A 17,485-nucleotide genomic window follows, 5' to 3' on the forward strand; every position below is an offset into this window, starting at 1 on the left:
CCACCACCTCGCCCTCGCGCACGCCGAGCTGCCGGACCTCGTCGGCCGACAGTCTCACGGCGAGATCGTCGCCCCAGCGCACCACCTTGGCTTCCATCGGAGACATCCTTCTCCCGAAGTCGGCCCAGTATAGCGCGATCCGGCCCGAAAGGCCCGTTACAGCGGCTCCGCGCCGCGGCCCATGGCGGCGATGCCCGTGCGGGAGATCTCCACGAGGCCGATCACCGAGAGCAGGCGGATGAAGCGGTCGATCTCCTCGGTCGAGCCGGTGAGCTCGAACACGAAGGAGTTCAGCGTGGCGTCGAGGGTGCGGGCGCCGAAGGCGGCGGCGAGGCGCAGGGCCTCGCTCCGGTGCTCGCCGGTGCCGGCCACCTTCACGAGGCACAGCTCCCGCTCCAGGGCCTGCCCCTGCAGCGTCAGGTCGACGACGCGGTGGACCGGCACGAGGCGGTCGAGCTGCGCCTTGATCTGGTCGATGACCGCATTGGTGCCGGTGGTGACGATGGTGATGCGCGAGAGGTGGCGCGCCTCTTCCGTCTCCGAGACGGTCAGGCTCTCGATGTTGTAGCCGCGGCCGGAGAACAGGCCGGCGATGCGGGCGAGCGCGCCGGGCTCGTTATCGACGATGACCGCCAGGGTGTGGCGGTTGACGGACTCGATCCGCGTCGGCTCGGGGTAGTGCGTGTTCATCGCGTTCATGGTCTGGCGTCCCTCAACTGGATCTTTGCTCGATCGCGCTTGCGCCACCTGCGGTCAGCACCCCGGTGCTGGACCCACCTGCCGGTGGCGTGATACCGGCCGCGCCATGGATCGGCGCCAGCGTGTCTTGAATTTTGTCCTGCCGCAGGGCCGAACCGGCGTCGAGATCGGCCCCCTGACGAACCCCCTCATCCGCAAGGACGAGGGCGACGTGCTCTACGCCGACCATCTGCCGACGGACGCGCTGCGCCGCCAGTACGACGGCCATCCCACCCTCGGCCCCGTCGGCACCGACGGCATCGTTCCCGTCGACGTCGTGCTGGGGGAGGGCGGTCTGGCGGACGCCCTCGGTCCGCGCGGGCCGGTCGATTACATCGTGGCCTCGCACGTCGTCGAACACGTCCCGAACGCCATCGGCTGGCTGCGCGAGGCCGGCGACGCCCTGCGGGAGAGCGGCGTGTTCTGCCTCATCGTGCCCGACAAGCGCTTTACCTTCGACCATTTCCGCAGGCCGACGACGGCCGGCGCGCTGGTCGCCGCCCATCTCGCCGGCCTGCGCAAACCGCCGGTCGCCATCGTCTACGAGCATTTCGCCCGGGCGAGCCCGGTCGAGGCGAGTGCGGTCTGGAAGGGCAGACCCGTGCCGTTGAAGCCGATCAGCGGCGGTCCGACGGAGGCCCTGTCCATCGCCGCCGGCATCGCCGAGACCGGCGCGTCGGTCGATGTGCATTGCGCGGTGTTCACGCCCTGCAGCTTCGCCGACATCCTCGCGGAGCTGATCGGCCTCGACCTGCTGCCGTTCGAGTGCGCGGCGCTGGAGCCGACGCGCCCATGGGAGAGCGAGTTCTTCGTGCTCCTGCGCAAGCGCACCGACCGGACGGCGGCGGAACGCGCCGCGACGGTGCCGCGCCTCGATCCGCGCCGCCACGACGCGCTGCCGCGACCGCGCTGGCCGCAGCGACTCGCCCTGCGGCTCCCGCGGCGCTGGCGCCGGGCCTTCCGCTGAGGGAAGGCCCGACCCCGCCGATCGAAGCGTCCGGTCCATGGCTCCGTGCCGCGAGACGGGATGCCGGTCCGGTCAGACCAGCATCTTGCCCTCGGCCGAGATGACGTCGCCAAGCTCGACCCCGGTCTCGCCGAGATAGTCGGAGAGCAGCATCTCGTTGTGCGCCTTGCCCGACGGGATCATCGGGAAGCAGTTCTCGGTCTTGTCGACGACGCAGTCGAAGATCACCGGCCCGTCATAGGCCAGCATCTCCTGGATCGCCGCGTCGAGCTCGCCCGGCTTCTCGCAGCGGATGCCCTTGGCGCCGTAGGCCTCGGCGAGCTTCACGAAGTCCGGCAGGCTCTCCGAGTAGCTCTGCGAGTAGCGCGAGCCGTGCAGCAGCTCCTGCCACTGGCGCACCATGCCCATGTACTCGTTGTTCAGGATGAAGATCTTGACCGGCAGCCGGTACTGCACCGCCGTCGACATCTCCTGCATGTTCATCAGGATCGAGGCTTCGCCCGCGATGTCGATGACGAGGCCGTCCGGGTTGGCGAGCTGCGTGCCGATCGCCGCCGGCAGGCCGTAGCCCATGGTGCCGAGGCCACCGCTCGTCATCCAGCGGTTCGGCTCATCGAACTTGAAATACTGCGCCGCCCACATCTGGTGCTGGCCGACCTCCGTGGTGATGAAGGTCTTGCGGTCCTTGCACGCCTCGTAGAGGCGCTGGACCGCGTATTGCGGCTTGATGATCGTGCCCGAGGGCCAGTAGGCGAGGCAGTCGCGCGACTTCCAGCGGCTGATCTTGTTGAACCAGTCCTCCATCCGCGCCTTGTCCGGCTGCTTCGGCAGGGCGCGCCACTGGGCGAGCATCTCCTCCAGCACCGCGGCGCAATCGCCGAGGATGCCGACATCGACCTTGACGACCTTGTTGATCGACGAGGCGTCGACATCGACGTGGATCTTCTTGGAATACGGCGCGAAGGCGTCGAGGCGGCCGGTGATGCGGTCGTCGAAGCGCGCGCCGATGCAGATCATCACGTCGCAATCGTGCATCGCGAGGTTGGCCTCGTAGGTGCCGTGCATGCCGAGCATCCCGAGGAACTTGTCGTCGGAGGCCGGGAAGGCGCCGAGCCCCATCAGGGTCGAGGTGACCGGGAAGCCCGTCTCGGCGACCAGCTCGCGCAGCAGTCGCGAGGCTTCCGGCCCCGAATTGATGACCCCGCCGCCGGTGTAGAAGACCGGACGGCGCGCGCCGGCCATCAGCTCGACCGCGGCCCGGATCTTCTCCGGGTCGCCCTTGACCGGCGGGTTGTAGGTCTTGTGGCCGCTATGGCTCGGGCGCTCGTAGACGCCGGTGGCGAACTGCACGTCCTTCGGCAGGTCGATGACGACCGGGCCGGGGCGCCCATGGCTCGCGACGTAGAACGCCTCGTGCAGGATGCGCGGCAGGTCCTCGATCGATTTGACGAGGTAGTTGTGCTTGGTGCAGTGCCGGGTGATGCCGACGGTGTCGCATTCCTGGAACGCGTCCGAGCCGATCAGGTGCGTCGGGACTTGGCCGGTGACGGCGACGAGCGGGATCGAATCCAGCATCGCGTCGGTCAGGCCGGTGATGATGTTGGTCGCACCCGGGCCGGAAGTGACGAGGACGACGCCGACCTTGCCGGAGGAGCGGGCATAGCCCTCGGCCGCGTGGACCGCGCCCTGCTCGTGGCGCACCAGCACGTGATTGATCGTGGTCTCGTCGAAGAGCGCGTCGTAGATCGGAAGCACGGCACCGCCCGGATAGCCGAACAGGGTGTCCACGCCCTGATCCTGGAACGCCCGGATGACCATCTGGGCCCCGGTCATGACCTCGCCGCTCATCGACTCCTCCATCAATCCGTTCTTCGTGTTCCGATCCGCATGCCGGCCCGTTGGATTTCGCGCAATAAAAAAGGGCCCCTAGGGGACCCTGCATGCGCCACCGACCGGGCCTGTCGGGCTTAGATCAAGCCCGCCCCGTCCGTGGCGCTTCCACTACGATAAGAACCGTGCGCATCGTCGATCCGTTCGCCGCTTCCTCGCCGACTTCTGGCGAGGGCCTGTCAGCAAGTGAGTGGCGCGGAGTAAGCGATACGCACCCTCTCGTCAATCCGCCGTTCTCGTATTCGAGGCGGCGAAGCGCGAAACATTTCGCAGCGCCGCCGCCCTTCTCCTTCAGGCCGCCCGCACGGTACCCAGGAAACGGGCCACCTCGGCGCTGAGATGCTCCGATTGCCGCGACAGCTCCGAGGCCGAGGCGAGCACCTGGGCCGCCGCCGCGCCCGTCTCCTCGGAGGCCCGCGCCACGCCGGCGATGTTCGACGTGACGGCGCCGGTTCCGGTCGCGGCCTGGGCGACGTTGCGCACGATTTCCTGCGTCGCCGCACCCTGCTCCTCGACCGCCGCCGCGATGCCGTTGGCGACGTCGCTGATCTCGCGGATGCGGGAGGTGATACCGCCGATGGCCGTGACCGCCTGCCCGGTCGCCCCCTGGACGCGACCGATCTGGCTCGAAATCTCTTCCGTCGCCCGTGCGGTCTGGTTGGCGAGTTCCTTGACCTCGGCCGCGACGACCGCGAAGCCCCGGCCGGCCTCGCCGGCGCGGGCGGCCTCGATGGTGGCATTGAGGGCCAGCAGGTTGGTCTGGCCGGCGATGGTCGCGATCAGGCCCACCACGTCGCCGATCCGGCTCACGACGGCGTCGAGTTCGTGGACCAGGATCGCGGTGCGATCGGCCTCCGAGACGGCGCTGGCGGCGAGGTCCGACGAGTTGGCGACCTGACGGCCGATCTCCTGCACCGAGGCGCCGAGCTGCTCCGCCGCCGCCGCCACGGTCCTGACATTCGACGCGGCTTCCTCGGCCGCTCCGGCGACGTGACCCGAGCGGCTCGCCGTCTGCCGCGCGGTGGCCGCCATGGTGTCGGCGGTGACCTGCAGCTCCGTGGCGGAGGAAGCGACCATGCCGACAATGCCGCCGACGGCCTGTTCGAACCCTTCGGCGATGGCGCCCAGCGCCCGCTTGCGCTCGTCCTCGGAGGCGGCGCGGGCCAGGGCGCTCTCCCGTTCGAGTTCACGGGTGCGGATCAGGCTCTCCTTGAACACCTGCACCGCGGCGGCCATGCCGCCGATCTCGTCCCGACGGCCGAGACCCGGCACCTCTGCCGCGACATCGCCCTCGGCCAGCCGCGTCATCGTGTGCCCGAGGCCGTCGAGGGGACGCAGCGTCCGGCGGATGGCGAGCCACAGCAGGGCCATCGCCGCGACGAGCATCCCGCCGCCCACCAGCATGGCCTGACGGGTCATCCGGTCGAGCCCGGCCAGGACCTCGGCCCGCTTCAGGCCGACATAGAGGATGCCGGTGACGTGCCCGTCGGCGCCTAGGATCGGCTCGTAGAGCGTCAGGTAGGGCGTGCCGAGGATGTCCGCCTCGCCGCGATAGGTCTTGCCGCTGCCCAGCACCGTATCGTGGACCGGACCGGGCGCGAGCCGGGTGCCGACGGCGCGGCTGCCGTCGGCCTTGCGCACGGTGGTGGCGGTCCGGACCTCGCCCGTGAAGACGGTCGCGGTGCCCCCGGTGACGCTCTCGACGCGATCGACGGCGGTGCTGGGATCCGCGCTTTGTCCGGAGATGTCGCGATCCATGCCGGCCCGGAGCAGGCGCATGCTGCTGTCCAGAGCGTCGGCGGCGCGGGCGTGCATCACCGTCCTTGCCTCGAGCAGCAGATAGCTGCCGACGGCCAGCGTTGCGACCAGGACGAAGAGGCTGCCGAGCAGGGCAACACGGGCAGCAAGCGACAATCGAACCGTCTGGCGCGAGCGAACGGTGTTCGCCATGATGAAATCCCCGAGCACATCGCAGAAGAAGATGGATCAGGGATTGGGTTAAGGGCGCATCCTTACCGAAGGATTGACTTCAGAGAAATCGGCCGACGACGCATCGCCGACATGTGATGTGGAATTTATATTCCTGACGTCTTGCGACTGACGAGATAGTGCAAGGAAAGAATTCTTTCTCAAGTTCCGCAGAACGTGCGATAGCCGCGTCCCCCGCCCTCCGGCGCTTCGGCGTAGTGCGCGAAGTCCGGCTGATCGTCGTAGGGGCGTGACAGAACCGTCAGCAACGTTTCGAACGGCGCGTAATCCTGCCGTTCGACCGCAGCCTCGATCATCGCCTCCACGCGATGATTGCGCGGGATGAAGGCCGGATTGGCCGTCCGCATCATCCGCCTCCGCTCAGCGGCCGTCCCGGGCTCCTCGGCGAGCCGGCCGTGCCAGCGCTCGGCCCAGCGATCGTAGGCGGTCGGGTCGATGAACAGGCTCCGCACCGCCTCCGCTGCCGCCGGCTCGCAACCGCTCCCCGGTTCCGGCACGGCATCGCCGAGCCGCCGGAAGGTGAGGGTGAAGTCGGCCTCGTTCTCGGCCATGGCCTTCAGGAGATCCCCGGCGAGGGAGGCATTGCCGTCGCGGGTCGTGGCGAGCCCGAGCTTGCGGTTCAGGCCGCCGTGATAGGCCGCCTCGAAACTCGCGGCGAAGCCGGACAAGGCAGCCTCGGCCTCGGCGACCGCCCGCGTCTCGTCGTCCGACAGGAGCGGCAGCAGGGCTTCCGCGAGCCGGGTGAGGTTCCACAGGGCGATCCGCGGCTGGTTGCCGTAGGCGTAGCGCCCGTGCCGGTCGATGGAGCTGAAGGCGGTGGCCGGATCGTAGGTGTCGAGGAAGGCGCAGGGACCGTAATCGATGGTCTCACCGGCGATCGACATGTTGTCGGTGTTCATCACGCCGTGGATGAAACCGACGGAGAGCCAGCGGGCCACCAGCTCGGCCTGGCGCCGGATCACGCCTTCGAGCAGGGCACGGTAGGGGTTCTCGGCGTCGGCCGCCGCCGGATCGTGGCGCGCGATCGCGTGGTCCGCGAGCGCACGCAGGCCCTCGACGTCGCCGCGGGCGGCGAAGAACTGAAACGAGCCGACCCGGATATGGCTCGACGCGACCCGGGTCAGGACGGCGCCGGGCAGCACCGTCTCGCGGATCACTTGCTCTCCGGTGGTGACCGCGGCGAGGGCACGGGTCGTCGGAATGCCGAGGGCGTGCATGGCCTCGCTGACGAGGTATTCCCGCAGCACCGGCCCGAGGGCGGCGCGCCCGTCGCCGCGGCGGGAAAACGGGGTCGGCCCGGCTCCCTTGAGCTGGATGTCGCGTCGGCGGCCGTCGCGACCGACGACCTCGCCGAGCAGGATGGCGCGCCCGTCGCCGAGTTGCGGCACGAACTGTCCGAACTGGTGCCCGGCATAGGCGGTCGCGATCGGCTCGGCCCCCTCCGGAACGCGTCGCCCGGCCAGGATCTCGAGACCCTCGGGACTTTCGAGCCGCGCGGGATCGAGGCCGAGATCGCTGGCGAGCGTCCGGTTCAGCCGCACAAGTCTCGGCGCCTCCACCGGCGTCGGCGCGATCCGCGCGAAGAAGCGGCCGGGCAGGCGTGCGTAGCTGTTGTCGAAGGGAAAGAGAGCGGTCATCGGCGGAACCGGTGCGAGGAGACTCGAAACAGAACAGAGGGAACGGCGAGGACGGGCGCAAGGTCCACGCCCCGGCCTCGCGGCTCGGGCGGAGCGATCCGCGAGGCCGCCCTTCTATCCGGCGCACCTTGGCTGTCGGAAGAGCGCGCGGTTCGCGAGGCCGAGGGATGGAGCGTCGAGGTTCGCCTGCGGGATGGTGAACGAGGGCGCGGACGCAGGGGGATCGGCCGGGACGGAAGGGTTTCAGAGACTGTTTGACCGATCTGTTTGACACCGAGCCGCATCGAAGCCGCGATTGTTCCAGTCCTGCCCCTCATCCTGAGGTGCGGAGCGAAGCGGAGCCTCGAAGGAGGGCTCCCGGTATCTCGCGACGTCTGGAACCCTTCTTCGAGGCTGCTTCGCAGCACCTCAGGATGAGGGGATTTGATCGGACGAGCCGGTCAAACCGGCTCTACGCTTCTCGGTCGGCCGACATCGGTCCTTCGGACGGATGCCGGCCGACCGGCAGCGCGAGGGGTCACGGCTCAGCCGCTCCCGACCCTCTTCGTGGGCCGGGGCTCATCCTCGCTCGGCGGAGGCGGGATGCGGGCCGGGCTGTGGATCGGATCGGGGGCGCTCGAGATCTGGGACGGGGCCTCGCGCGGGAGGCTTGGGGCGATCGTCGAAACCGGGACGCTCCCGCCCAACCATGATCAGGCCGCCTTCTGGTTCACCCGGCTCTCGGCCAGCGCCGTGAGCTTCTGGTCGGTCGCCTTCTCCTCGTCGAGCGTCTGCTGGAGCACGGCGGCGCAATCGTCCCGGCCGAGCCTCTTGGCCCAGGCGACCAGGGTGCCATAGCGGGCGATCTCGTAATGCTCCACGGCCTGCGCCGCCGCGAGCAGGGCCGCGTCGAGCACCTCCTTGTCGGCGACCTCGCCAGCGGTCTCGTTGGCCTCCTTGATGATGCCGTCGATCGCCGGACAATTGACCGCCTTCGGCTTGTGGCCGTGCATCTCGAACACCTGTTCCAGGCGCTTGATCTGCCCTTCGGTCTCCCGCAGGTGCGTCTCGAAACCCTGGCGCAACTGGGCGTTCGTCGCCTTCCCGATCATCGTCGGCAGAGCCTTGGTGATCTGGTTCTCGGCGTAATAGATGTCCTGCAACGTGTGCACGAAGAGGTCGTCCAGCGACTTGATGTCCTTCGTGAACAGACCCATGGCGTCCTCCTGTGACGATGTCCGGGGGCCATAGGGGAGCAGGCCCCGTCACAGGAGAAGCCGGGCCGGACGGTGCCGGTTCCGAACGACCGGCCGCGCCGCAGACCGGAACCGCGCGAGCTTCCCTTCACGTTGTCCGAGCGCCGGACGGTAGCAGGCGTCACGACGGTTCCCGTCCGGCCGGTGATGATCGGCCCGGTGCCTTTCGAACTGAGGCACCTCCTATCCGGCTACCGGCAAGTTCGTTACGAGGGCCGCGCGCGGGGCGTCCGAACCCTGGAGGACCGCGCTCGAAGGGCCGGAAAGCTCAGCAAAGGGCGGGACGACGGAATGGCGGATGCGCTCACGGGCAAGGTGGCGCGACGCCTGCTGCCCTTCCTGATGCTGTGCTACTTCTTCGCCTATCTCGATCGGGTGAATGTCGGCTTCGCCGCCCTCACCATGAACCGCGATATCGGCCTGTCGGCCACGGCCTACGGCTTCGGGGCGGGTCTGTTCTTCCTCGGCTACGTCGCCTTCGAGGTTCCGAGCAACCTCATCCTGGAACGGGTCGGGGCGCGGATCTCGATCGCGCGGATCATGGTGACGTGGTCGCTGATCTCCGCCTCGACCGCCTTCGTGGTCGGCGAATGGTCGTTCTACCTCGTCCGCGTCCTCCTCGGCCTCGCCGAGGCCGGCTTCTTCCCCGGCATCATCCTCTACCTGACCTACTGGTTTCCCGCCGCGCAGCGCGCGGGCATCGTCGGCACCTTCATGATGGCGGTGCCGCTCTCGGCTGCCATCGGCGCGCCGCTCTCGACCCTCGTGATGAGCGGGACCGACGGCTGGCTCGGCCTCTCCGGGTGGCAGTGGCTCTACATCCTCGAAGCCGCGCCGAGCCTCGTTCTCGGCCTCGCGACGCTGTTCGTGCTCACCGACCGGCCCGAACGCGCCGACTGGCTGACCGCCGAGGAGAGGGCGCGCCTCGTCGCGCGGATGGCGGAGGATCATCGCTCACGGCCCGACCGGACGGCGCATCTCGGCAGCGCGCTGCGGGATCCGCGGGTGCTCGGGCTCGGGCTCGTCTATTTCGGGCTTAGCACCGGGCTCTACGCGGTCGGCCTGTGGCTGCCGCAGATCGTGAGCGGCTTCGGCTTCACGACGACGGCGACGGGGTTCGTCACCGCCATCCCGTACATCGTCTCGGCGGCGGGGATGTTCGCCTGGACGCGGCGGTCCGACCGCAAGGGCGAGCGGGTCCGCCACGTCGCCCTTCCGACGGTCGCCGCGGGCCTCGCCCTCATCGCCGCGAGCCAGGTCGGCACACCGCTCCTCACCATCGTCGCGCTGAGCGCGGCGGCGCTGGGCGTGTTCGCGGCACTGCCGACCTTCTGGACCCTACCGACCCGGCTGCTCACCGGAACGGCGGCCGCGGGCGGCATCGCGCTGATCAATGCGCTCGGCAGTCTCGGCGGCTTTGCCGGGCCCGCCCTCATGGGCTGGGTCCGCGACGCCACCGGGCGCTTCGATGACGGATTGACTGCGGTCGCCGTCGTCCTGATCCTCGCGGGATTGGCGATCCTGCGCCTCGGCCGCGACTCGAACCGGGACATGGCTTCGAGCGGAGCGGCCGAAAACGCCTGAGGGCCAAGGCGCGGTGGGGAAGGAAGGGGGAACGGGAAGGCGAGGAGATGCGATCCGACCGATCGACCCGACGGAGACGACGCCTTCATCCCCGGAGGAGCGGCGCGCCGGCGCGGTCAGGGCGTCGAGGGCGATCGCGAGGCGCGGGACGGCGGCAGGACGGATGAGACGATCATCGGGCTGGAAGGACGTTGGACGCGCACCTTGCGTTGGAGCACGGCGTGGAGATCGCCCGGCTTCGGGTCCACCGGCGCATCGAGCTCCGTGCCTTCGGCAGTATCGGTGGGCTGCACCGCCAGCGCGTCGAGGGCGAGCTTCGGCACGTCCTTGCTCCGCGGACGCGGCATCAACCGGGAGACTCCGAACAGGGCGAGCCCCAGGCATCCCCAGCTCAGCGACGCGATCGAGGGCTGACCCGCGAACATCGTCACCAGCAGGCCGCCCAGGGCGGCAGCCACACCGATCAATCGGAATTCGGAGTCAGGCAAGTGCATGGCCTCGTTCTACGACGCCGAGCTTGCCAGCCCGTGCACGCGATCCGTTCGATTTGAGGAATCGGCCCGAAACACGCGCCATGTGAACAGCCGAAACGAGCGTCGCGCGAGGGGTGGACCGACGCGCGAGACGGCGAACCCAACGGCGGCCGAGCGGGCGCCGGTTGCGGCGAGGTGAGAAGCTGGGCCAGTAGGCAGCATCAGCACGGTGGCGCGGAGTACGATGCGGCCGGTGCGTCATCACGATTTGGCCAGTTGCGGCATCAGAAGCTTGACAATGAAGGTCCCGACTCCGTGAAGTGCGGCAGCTGCGCTGATACTGTCGGGCCAGCGGCTGGTGGGTCGGCCCCTCAACGTGCCGGCCCACTAGCTCCAAAAGGTTTCCGGGCATCGAAGCGGAAGCCGTCCGGGTCTCCCGACATCAGGGCCGGATCGAGAAGCTCGTCCCGTCGAATTGGACGAGCGTGTTTGCCGGAAGGTTCTGAACGCCGAGATTGCCGGCCACATCGGCCGTCAGGACGCCAAGCTGCCACGCGCCGGCTCCGGTCAATGTCAGCACCGGAAGCCGATGAGCGAGCGGCGGACGATAGTTGCCGGGAAACGTGGCGATCGCCGTTCCCGCCGTAATCGATCCGCCCTGAATAGTCCCCGACAGCCGGATCGATCCGTCGGGCATCGGCATCCACCACAATCCCTGGCGAAAGTTCTTGTCTCGACCTGCGCTCCAGCCGTTGAGAATGACCAGCGGTTGCCAGACGCCGAGGGTGATCGACCCCGGATCGATCGAGACCGAGCTGCGCCCGGTCGATTCAATGCCTGCGATGATCTCCGAGTGCTGCCGCTCGACCGAGTTTCCCGGAGAGCCCGTTGCCCGGTACAAGTAATGGCCCGACGCGTAAGAGACCGTGTTGGGTCCGACACGACCGCCCCGGGCGTTGTTGCGGGCCACCACGATGTCGGCTTTGTCGCCAGCATTGATGTTGTTGTCGGCCACGACCCAGTCAGCCACGTTTTCGATCAGGATCATGGCTGGACTTGCCTGTGATCCAGTGTAGGAGCCGGGCATTTCGAGCTGGTTCTCGGTGATTTTCACCTGCTGCGTGTTCCTGACGATGATCGCGCCGCCCATGGCCGTGATGTTGTTGCCGGTGATGCGATGGGTCGCCGCGCCGACGATCGCCTGGTAGTCGATTCCCACGTTGGGACCGGTGATGATGTTTCGCTCGATATTGTTGCTGTCGCCGGTCTGCTCGAATTTCATGCCGCCGAAGAAATCGTTGTCCCTGAAGGTCGACGCGAACAGGCCCCCGGTCTGATTGCCGGTCGCGGCAGCGGGATCGTTGGTGTGATGCACGGCCCACTTGCCGGGCCCGGCATCTGCGATGCTGACATTCTCGACGAGCAGCTTGGCGACGAAGCCGTTCCGGTTCGTGGTGTCGATGCGGATGCCGTCGCCGCCGAACCTCTTGAGGCCGAGTTTACCGATCGAGAAATCGCGCAGGACCGCACCACGGATGCCGCCGGCATTGGCCAAAGGTTTGACCAAGATGACGGCGCGACCGCCGGCCGCCTCACACGGCTCGATGCGGGATCCACGCGAGGCTCCGGCGATCTCGACCAGGCTGGTGACCCGAAGAAGGGCTTCCGCGTCGCCGGGATCCGGGCAGACCGTGATGACGCCGGGCGGCAGGCGAAGACGCGTGCCGCGCATCTGTGCGGCCCGCAGAGCTTCCCGAAGCGCGGGACCATCGTCGAGCCCGTCATCGGCCACGACGCCGAAATTCGCCGCGTAGGTCTCGTTCGACAGCAGGTCCTTCAGCGCCCGCGGGGCTCCGCCGATAGACGGAGCGACGCTCAGGGTGGAGGCGTCACCGGTCGAGCCGGAGCCGAGGATCTGCAGCGTGTCGGGCGTGATGATGGTCTTGCCGGCCTCGCGCCGTCCGAGCCGCGTGGCGTCGCCAGCCGTGATATCGGCGTTGCCGCGCTCCCCCTTCGGCGGCACCGCGATGGCCTGGGCGAAGGCGGAGGCCGACACAGCGAGGCAGGCTGCTGTGATCAGGAAAAGTCGCTTCATCGAAGAGGATTTCACCGGATGGGCGCCTTGCGCCGGAGCAGGATCGCCGGATCCATCGTACCGGTTTCGATGGCGCCTCTGCGGCAGCCACGGTGCCGGGATCGGCAGTACCGGTGACCGATCGATGCCTCCGCGTCGTCCGGTCGGGGCCGAGGCCGGGGCGACGTCTCGCTCTGCGCGGTCTGGACGCCATGCTCTCGTTGCGGATCGTCATCACGTTGTTTGCGACGGTCCGATGGCGCGACGCTCCGGCGCATCGCCTCGTGACGACACCGTGAGGGATGATCGGGCGGCCGGAGCGACGACGACCCCGAGGGGGACGATCACCCGCGCATGGAATCGAACGGATCGGCGCGGACGCGGCATCTCGGACGATCCGACCGCGTTGATGAGCGGAAGCCGGTGGAGATGAGATGCGCCGAACGTCCCAGGTGATCGCGGCCATCGACACATCCCGGCAGCCGGCAGGAGAGGGGGCGAACCGGATGCAGGGAAGATCGCCCGTGACCGATCCGCGCTCGGCTCGCGAGACGTTGGCGGCCCGGCTCTCGCGGGAGATGATGGAGGCCGAACGTCAGGGCTTCGGAACATCGACGGTCTGGCTCACGCGCGAAGAGACCGATCTCATCTGCGCCGCCCTGAGGACGGTGTCCGGAAGTGACTCGGCCCGCCTCGATTTCATGGACCGGTGCGTCGCCGCCCTGTCGGCCCGGGACGGCGCTATCCGGAGCTGGCGCGTGACCATCGATCAGGGCGGCCTGACGCTCAGCGCTGCGTCGTCGGCACAACGGCATGCCCCCGCTTCCAGCGTACACGCTTCTTGCCGAGCGGCGATCGATGAGAGGATCGCCGAGCTGGACTCGGCGCGAGCCATCACGGCGGATGGTCAAGCAGACTATAAATCGCGTGCTTGAAGTGTTTGGTGGGCGCACTAGGGTTCGAACCTAGGACCCGCTGATTAAGAGTCAGCTTCCCGACCGGTTTTGGGCGGCTTCTGGTGCCAGGAACGTGTAGCTAACGGGCGTTAACTTCCGCGAGCATCCACAGGGACTTAGCCAGCGGCGGCGGTTTTCCCTCGACGGCGGGCCCCGGCCGGGTGATTTTCGCGGCCCCGCCCAAAGCCGCCCAAGGAATCCCGCCCAAATGGCCCGCGCCAAGCCCGCTGCGAAGAAGGCCGCACCGGCCCGCGCCCGGATCGACTGGCCGCCCCGCGGGCCGGTCGACATCACGGGGACATTCATCACCCGGTGCCGGGAGGAGCAGCGCCCCGGCGTGCCGGCCGTCGACGTCCGCGACCTGCGCGCCCCGGGCCTGCTGCTGCGGGTCTCGCCCCGGACGATATCGTGGGGCTGGAAGGCGGAGCGCCTCAAGAGGACGGTACGCCTTGACCTCGGGCCGGTGGAGCGGCTGACCGTCGCCCAGGCCCGCCAGGTCGCCGGGGAGGCCATGGACCTGCTTCGCTCCGGCAACGGCTGGCCGACCCTGCTCTGGCTCAACCGGCGCCTGGCCGAGCTCGGCCTCATGCGGATCGAGGAGGTGTTCCCGAAGAACGTCTACCACCACCCGACGCCCGCGCCCCCGCCGCGGCCCCGGGGCTGGACGTACGATCAGGCCGTCGCCGCCTACCTCGCCGCCCACGAGCCCGAGTGGCGCAAGGCCGCCCACGAAGACGCGCGCAAGAACCTGCGCCACCCCGTCCTCAAGCGGTTCGCCGGCATGCCGGTGGCGGCCGTCACGCCCGACGACCTGGCGACGGTGCTGGCCGCGAAGAACCGCTCGCACCACCGCCAGGCCGAGGCCCTGTTCGTGCGGCTGCGCCACTTCTACGGCTGGCTTGCGACGCCGGGGCCGAGGCGGGACAGCGGCGTCGCCAAGGGCCACCTCGACGACCTGCAGCGGCCCAAGCGCCCGAAGGCGCGCGAGGGCGAGGCGCCGCGGCAGCAGGTGCGCTGGCCGACGATGGAGCGCGTCGGGCTGCTCGTGGCGCTCGCCCGCACCGACCTGCTCGACCCTCGCCTGGCCGCCGCGGTGCTGCTCCTGGTCGCGACGGTCCAGCGCCGGCACGCCATCGTGTCCGCCCGGCTCGACGAGTTCTCCGATGCCGGCGATGGCTGGGGCGTGTGGCGCCTGCCGCCCGTGCGGCGCAAGACGGGCGAGACGGGCCGGGCGCAGGCGCACCACGCGGTGCCGCTGCCGCCGCCGGTCTGGGCGGCGGTCCGGGGGCAGTTCGGGGAGGGGCCGTGGCTGTTCCCGGGGATGCGGCCGCGCCGCGCCGGCGCGCCGGTCGGCTACCTGTCCGAATCGGCGCTGACGCACCTGCTCGCGGCGCTCCCGGTCGACACTAGCCCGCACGACCTGCGCCGCGCCCTGCGCTCGCATGGCCGCCGGGCCCTGGGCCTGGCGCCGTCGGTCCTGGACATGATCATCGACCACGCCGAGGGCGTCGCGTCGGGCAACGTGTCCGAGCGGCACTACGTCGACGACGACCGCATGGACCTGAAGCGGCCCGCGATGAGGGCGTGGTGGGACCTAGTCGAGGAGCACGCCGGCAAGGCGAAGTTCGACCTCGACGAGGTGCGGGCCGGGTTCCTGGCTGCACGCGCTAGGCAGAAGGGGAGGGAGCCCACGGTACAAACCTAAGGCAGAATCCCGGATCCGCCTTAGGTTTGTCCCACCAGACCGCCCCGGCCAGGCATTCGTTCACCCTGCCGCGAGCCCGCGCTGGACCGCCACGCCGCGAGCTGCGATCGTCACGATTCCTGCCCCGCCTGAGACCTTCCCGATGTCCCGAAAACCCTGGGCCCCGCCGCCCGTCCCGACATCCCGGAGGCCCTGAGCGCGCGACGCCGGCCTCCGATTTTTGGAGGCCTCCGTGCCCGACACCTGGTTCACCGCCGACACGCATTTCCTGCACGCCGGGGTCATCCCGGCCTGCCGGCGCCCGTTCTCGTCCATCGCCGAGCACGACGCGTCGCTGGTCGAGGCCTGGAACGCGACCGTCCGGCCCGCCGACACCGTCTACCACGTGGGCGACTTCGCCTTGGGCCCGGCCGAGGCGGCCGAGCGCATCTTCCGCCGGCTGCACGGGCGCAAGTGCCTCGTCGCTGGCAACCACGACAAGCGGTCGCGCAAGCTCCCCTGGGCGGAGCAGCACGACGGGATCCGCGAGATCTCGGTCGAGGGGCGGCACCTGGTGCTGTGCCACTATCCCATGCGTAGCTGGCCGCGGGCGTTCCGGGGCAGCCTGCACCTGTACGGGCACGTGCACGGCACGCTGCCGGGCACGACGCAGTCCTGCGACGTAGGCGTCGACGTCTGGAGCTACCGGCCGGTGTCGCTCTCGAACATCGTGGATGCGATGGCCCTGAGCGACACCGTGCCGGAGGAGGTCGCCCGGGCGCGGAACAGGGGCTAGCCCCGCCCGAGATGAGCCTCGGCGACGATCCCGAGCTCGACCAGGTCCTCGCCCTCGGGCTCGGCCTCCCGCTCCGGGGCCGGCGATGACACCCACTTCCGGTGCGGTTGGAGGGCATGTCGGATGGCCTCGGCGCGGGTCGTCGTCGCGCGAACGACCCGCCAGTCCGACCGTATGGCGATCCAACGCCGGTTATCGACGAGCCAGTCCTCCCACGGCATCCCCGGGTCGGGATGGCGGTCGTCGAGGTACAGGCAACGGTATCGGAGCCGGTGCTCTTCACCCGGCGGGTCTCGGGGCATGCGGAGGATGAGCGCGAGCTCACGCTCCCTCTGGTCGAGGGCCGGGTCCGGGTTGAGGACGAGGAGGCCCTGCCGTGGGCGGCGCTCGGGATGCACTGCCTGTGGCAGTCGGCTCTGCGCGTAGAGCCGGTGCGCCCAAGGATCGCTGTGTTCTTCGAGCACGACCGGCATGGGCCGCCACCAGCCCCAGCCGATGTCGGCGAGGTGCATATACTTAGCCCCGGGCACCTTCGGCCATTCGACCGTGTAATCCTCAGGCATGCCGCCCTCCTCGCTCTCGACGGGGACGGCGTAGCAGGCGCGCGTGAATCGACCCGTCGGGAATCGCGTCAAATGCGATGAGGCTCGTTCAACCCGCGGCAACCCTAACCGCCACGGCGCGAGCGGCGGCCGCCTCGAATTCCAGGCTGTCCGCTAGGTCCGTGAGCAGGCGCGCGACGGCGGGCCCGACCCATCCGGGGATCTCGCGGGCGCCCGACGCCCAGCGGTCGACGCCGCGGGGATCCAGGCTCTCGCGGGGGCCGTCGGGGTGCATGGCGCCGAGCATCCGGGCGAGCGGGCGCTTCCACTCTTCGTCGCTGCCCGAGAGCAGGCGGCCGGCGGGGGCGAGGTCGGCGGGCGTCATTGCAGTCCCTCCAGCGCGGCGAGGTCCTCGGGGGTCTCGCGCCGGCGGCGCACGGTCCGGCACAGCGCGTCGAGGGCCGAGTCCAGGCTCACCGCGCACTCGCCGACGATGAGGCGCGCTTCCCGGTCGACGGCGGCGTAGCGGCCGCCCCCGGCTCCCGCGGCGTGGCCGTCGGCGGCGAGCTCGCCCCGGTGCCAGGCGTGGGCGGGCCAGGCGCCGGGCGGCGTCTCGACGAGCAGGCCGACGAGGTCGCCGGTCTCGTCGTCCGTGACGCGCGCGGCCCATGCCGGCGTGGCGTCGCGGAGGGGCGAGGAGAGGTAGAGGTCCTCGCGCCACGGGTCCGGGAGCGGCGCGAGGATGACGTTCATCGGGTGCCACGTCTCGACCGGGAACCGGCGCAGCCCGGCCAGGTCGCTGTGGCCCGGCCGGATGACCGTGCGGCCGTAGCCCCACCGGATGCGGCGGCGGATCGGCCGGGTGAAGGCGGGGGCGGTGACGGCGGCCATGCTCACCTCGCCTGCATGAGCAGGTCGCG

Annotated in this window: 15 protein-coding genes; 5 read left to right on the plus strand and 10 right to left on the minus strand. The window is 69.6% G+C overall.

Annotated features, from left to right (window positions below; all coding sequences use genetic code 11):
* Window positions 1–156 precede the first annotated feature (156 nt).
* Window positions 157–699: an acetolactate synthase small subunit gene (ilvN, locus tag MFF42_RS04580; RefSeq protein ID WP_238254705.1), complete on the minus strand. Its 543-nt coding sequence runs from the start codon at window positions 697–699 to the stop codon at window positions 157–159.
* Between the two features lie 127 nt (window positions 700–826).
* Between ilvN and MFF42_RS04585 the strand changes: the two genes are divergently transcribed.
* The gene (locus MFF42_RS04585; RefSeq protein ID WP_238254706.1) at window positions 827–1,705 is read left to right on the plus strand and encodes a methyltransferase domain-containing protein; all 879 of its coding nucleotides are present in this window, start codon (window positions 827–829) and stop codon (window positions 1,703–1,705) included.
* 72 nt (window positions 1,706–1,777) lie between these two features.
* Here MFF42_RS04585 and MFF42_RS04590 read toward each other — a convergent pair whose 3' ends face one another.
* The 4 genes from MFF42_RS04590 to MFF42_RS04605 all read right to left on the minus strand — a co-directional run bounded on the left by MFF42_RS04590 (window position 1,778) and on the right by MFF42_RS04605 (window position 8,417).
* Window positions 1,778–3,553, minus strand: coding sequence for an acetolactate synthase 3 large subunit (locus tag MFF42_RS04590; protein ID WP_238254707.1), 1,776 nt, complete (start codon window positions 3,551–3,553; stop codon window positions 1,778–1,780).
* A gap of 333 nt (window positions 3,554–3,886) precedes the next feature.
* Window positions 3,887–5,545, minus strand: a complete 1,659-nt coding sequence (locus MFF42_RS04595) for a methyl-accepting chemotaxis protein (protein WP_238254708.1) — start codon at window positions 5,543–5,545, stop codon at window positions 3,887–3,889.
* Between the two features lie 179 nt (window positions 5,546–5,724).
* Window positions 5,725–7,221, minus strand: a complete 1,497-nt coding sequence (locus MFF42_RS04600; RefSeq protein ID WP_238254709.1) for a protein adenylyltransferase SelO — start codon at window positions 7,219–7,221, stop codon at window positions 5,725–5,727.
* A 692-nt stretch (window positions 7,222–7,913) separates the two neighbouring features.
* The gene (locus MFF42_RS04605; protein ID WP_238254710.1) at window positions 7,914–8,417 is read right to left on the minus strand and encodes a YciE/YciF ferroxidase family protein; all 504 of its coding nucleotides are present in this window, start codon (window positions 8,415–8,417) and stop codon (window positions 7,914–7,916) included.
* Window positions 8,418–8,747: 330 nt separating this feature from the next.
* On the opposite strand from MFF42_RS04605, the gene MFF42_RS04610 reads away from it, so the two are divergent.
* Window positions 8,748–10,040, plus strand: coding sequence for an MFS transporter (locus tag MFF42_RS04610; protein ID WP_238254711.1), 1,293 nt, complete (start codon window positions 8,748–8,750; stop codon window positions 10,038–10,040).
* 116 nt (window positions 10,041–10,156) lie between these two features.
* Here MFF42_RS04610 and MFF42_RS04615 read toward each other — a convergent pair whose 3' ends face one another.
* Window positions 10,157–10,498 carry a hypothetical protein gene (locus MFF42_RS04615; protein WP_238254712.1) on the minus strand — a complete coding sequence of 114 codons (342 nt, stop codon included), beginning with the start codon at window positions 10,496–10,498 and terminating at the stop codon, window positions 10,157–10,159.
* Window positions 10,499–10,955: 457 nt separating this feature from the next.
* Window positions 10,956–12,608, minus strand: coding sequence for a right-handed parallel beta-helix repeat-containing protein (locus tag MFF42_RS04620; protein WP_238254713.1), 1,653 nt, complete (start codon window positions 12,606–12,608; stop codon window positions 10,956–10,958).
* 503 nt (window positions 12,609–13,111) lie between these two features.
* On the opposite strand from MFF42_RS04620, the gene MFF42_RS04625 reads away from it, so the two are divergent.
* The 3 genes from MFF42_RS04625 (at window position 13,112) to MFF42_RS04635 (ending at window position 16,023) form a co-directional block, all read left to right on the plus strand.
* Window positions 13,112–13,522, plus strand: coding sequence for a hypothetical protein (locus MFF42_RS04625; protein ID WP_238254714.1), 411 nt, complete (start codon window positions 13,112–13,114; stop codon window positions 13,520–13,522).
* Between the two features lie 229 nt (window positions 13,523–13,751).
* Window positions 13,752–15,248 carry a tyrosine-type recombinase/integrase gene (locus MFF42_RS04630; protein ID WP_017483083.1) on the plus strand — a complete coding sequence of 499 codons (1,497 nt, stop codon included), beginning with the start codon at window positions 13,752–13,754 and terminating at the stop codon, window positions 15,246–15,248.
* 232 nt (window positions 15,249–15,480) lie between these two features.
* On the plus strand, window positions 15,481–16,023 hold the full coding sequence (locus MFF42_RS04635; protein ID WP_238254715.1) for a metallophosphoesterase family protein: 543 nt from the start codon (window positions 15,481–15,483) through the stop codon (window positions 16,021–16,023).
* Here the strand turns inward: MFF42_RS04635 and MFF42_RS04640 are convergent.
* From MFF42_RS04640 to MFF42_RS04650, 3 genes are all read right to left on the minus strand, one after another.
* Complete coding sequence (locus MFF42_RS04640; RefSeq protein WP_157228086.1) at window positions 16,020–16,586, minus strand: hypothetical protein; 567 nt, start codon at window positions 16,584–16,586, stop codon at window positions 16,020–16,022. The two genes, MFF42_RS04635 and MFF42_RS04640, sit on opposite strands and share 4 nt — an antisense overlap.
* An 88-nt stretch (window positions 16,587–16,674) precedes the next feature.
* Window positions 16,675–16,950 carry a hypothetical protein gene (locus MFF42_RS04645; RefSeq protein WP_017483086.1) on the minus strand — a complete coding sequence of 92 codons (276 nt, stop codon included), beginning with the start codon at window positions 16,948–16,950 and terminating at the stop codon, window positions 16,675–16,677.
* Window positions 16,947–17,485: hypothetical protein (locus MFF42_RS04650; protein ID WP_238254716.1), on the minus strand; the 539-nt coding region annotated here is incomplete at its 5' end. The genes MFF42_RS04650 and MFF42_RS04645, both read right to left, overlap by 4 nt.

This window comes from Methylorubrum podarium (assembly GCF_022179745.1).
GTDB lineage: Bacteria > Pseudomonadota > Alphaproteobacteria > Rhizobiales > Beijerinckiaceae > Methylobacterium > Methylobacterium podarium.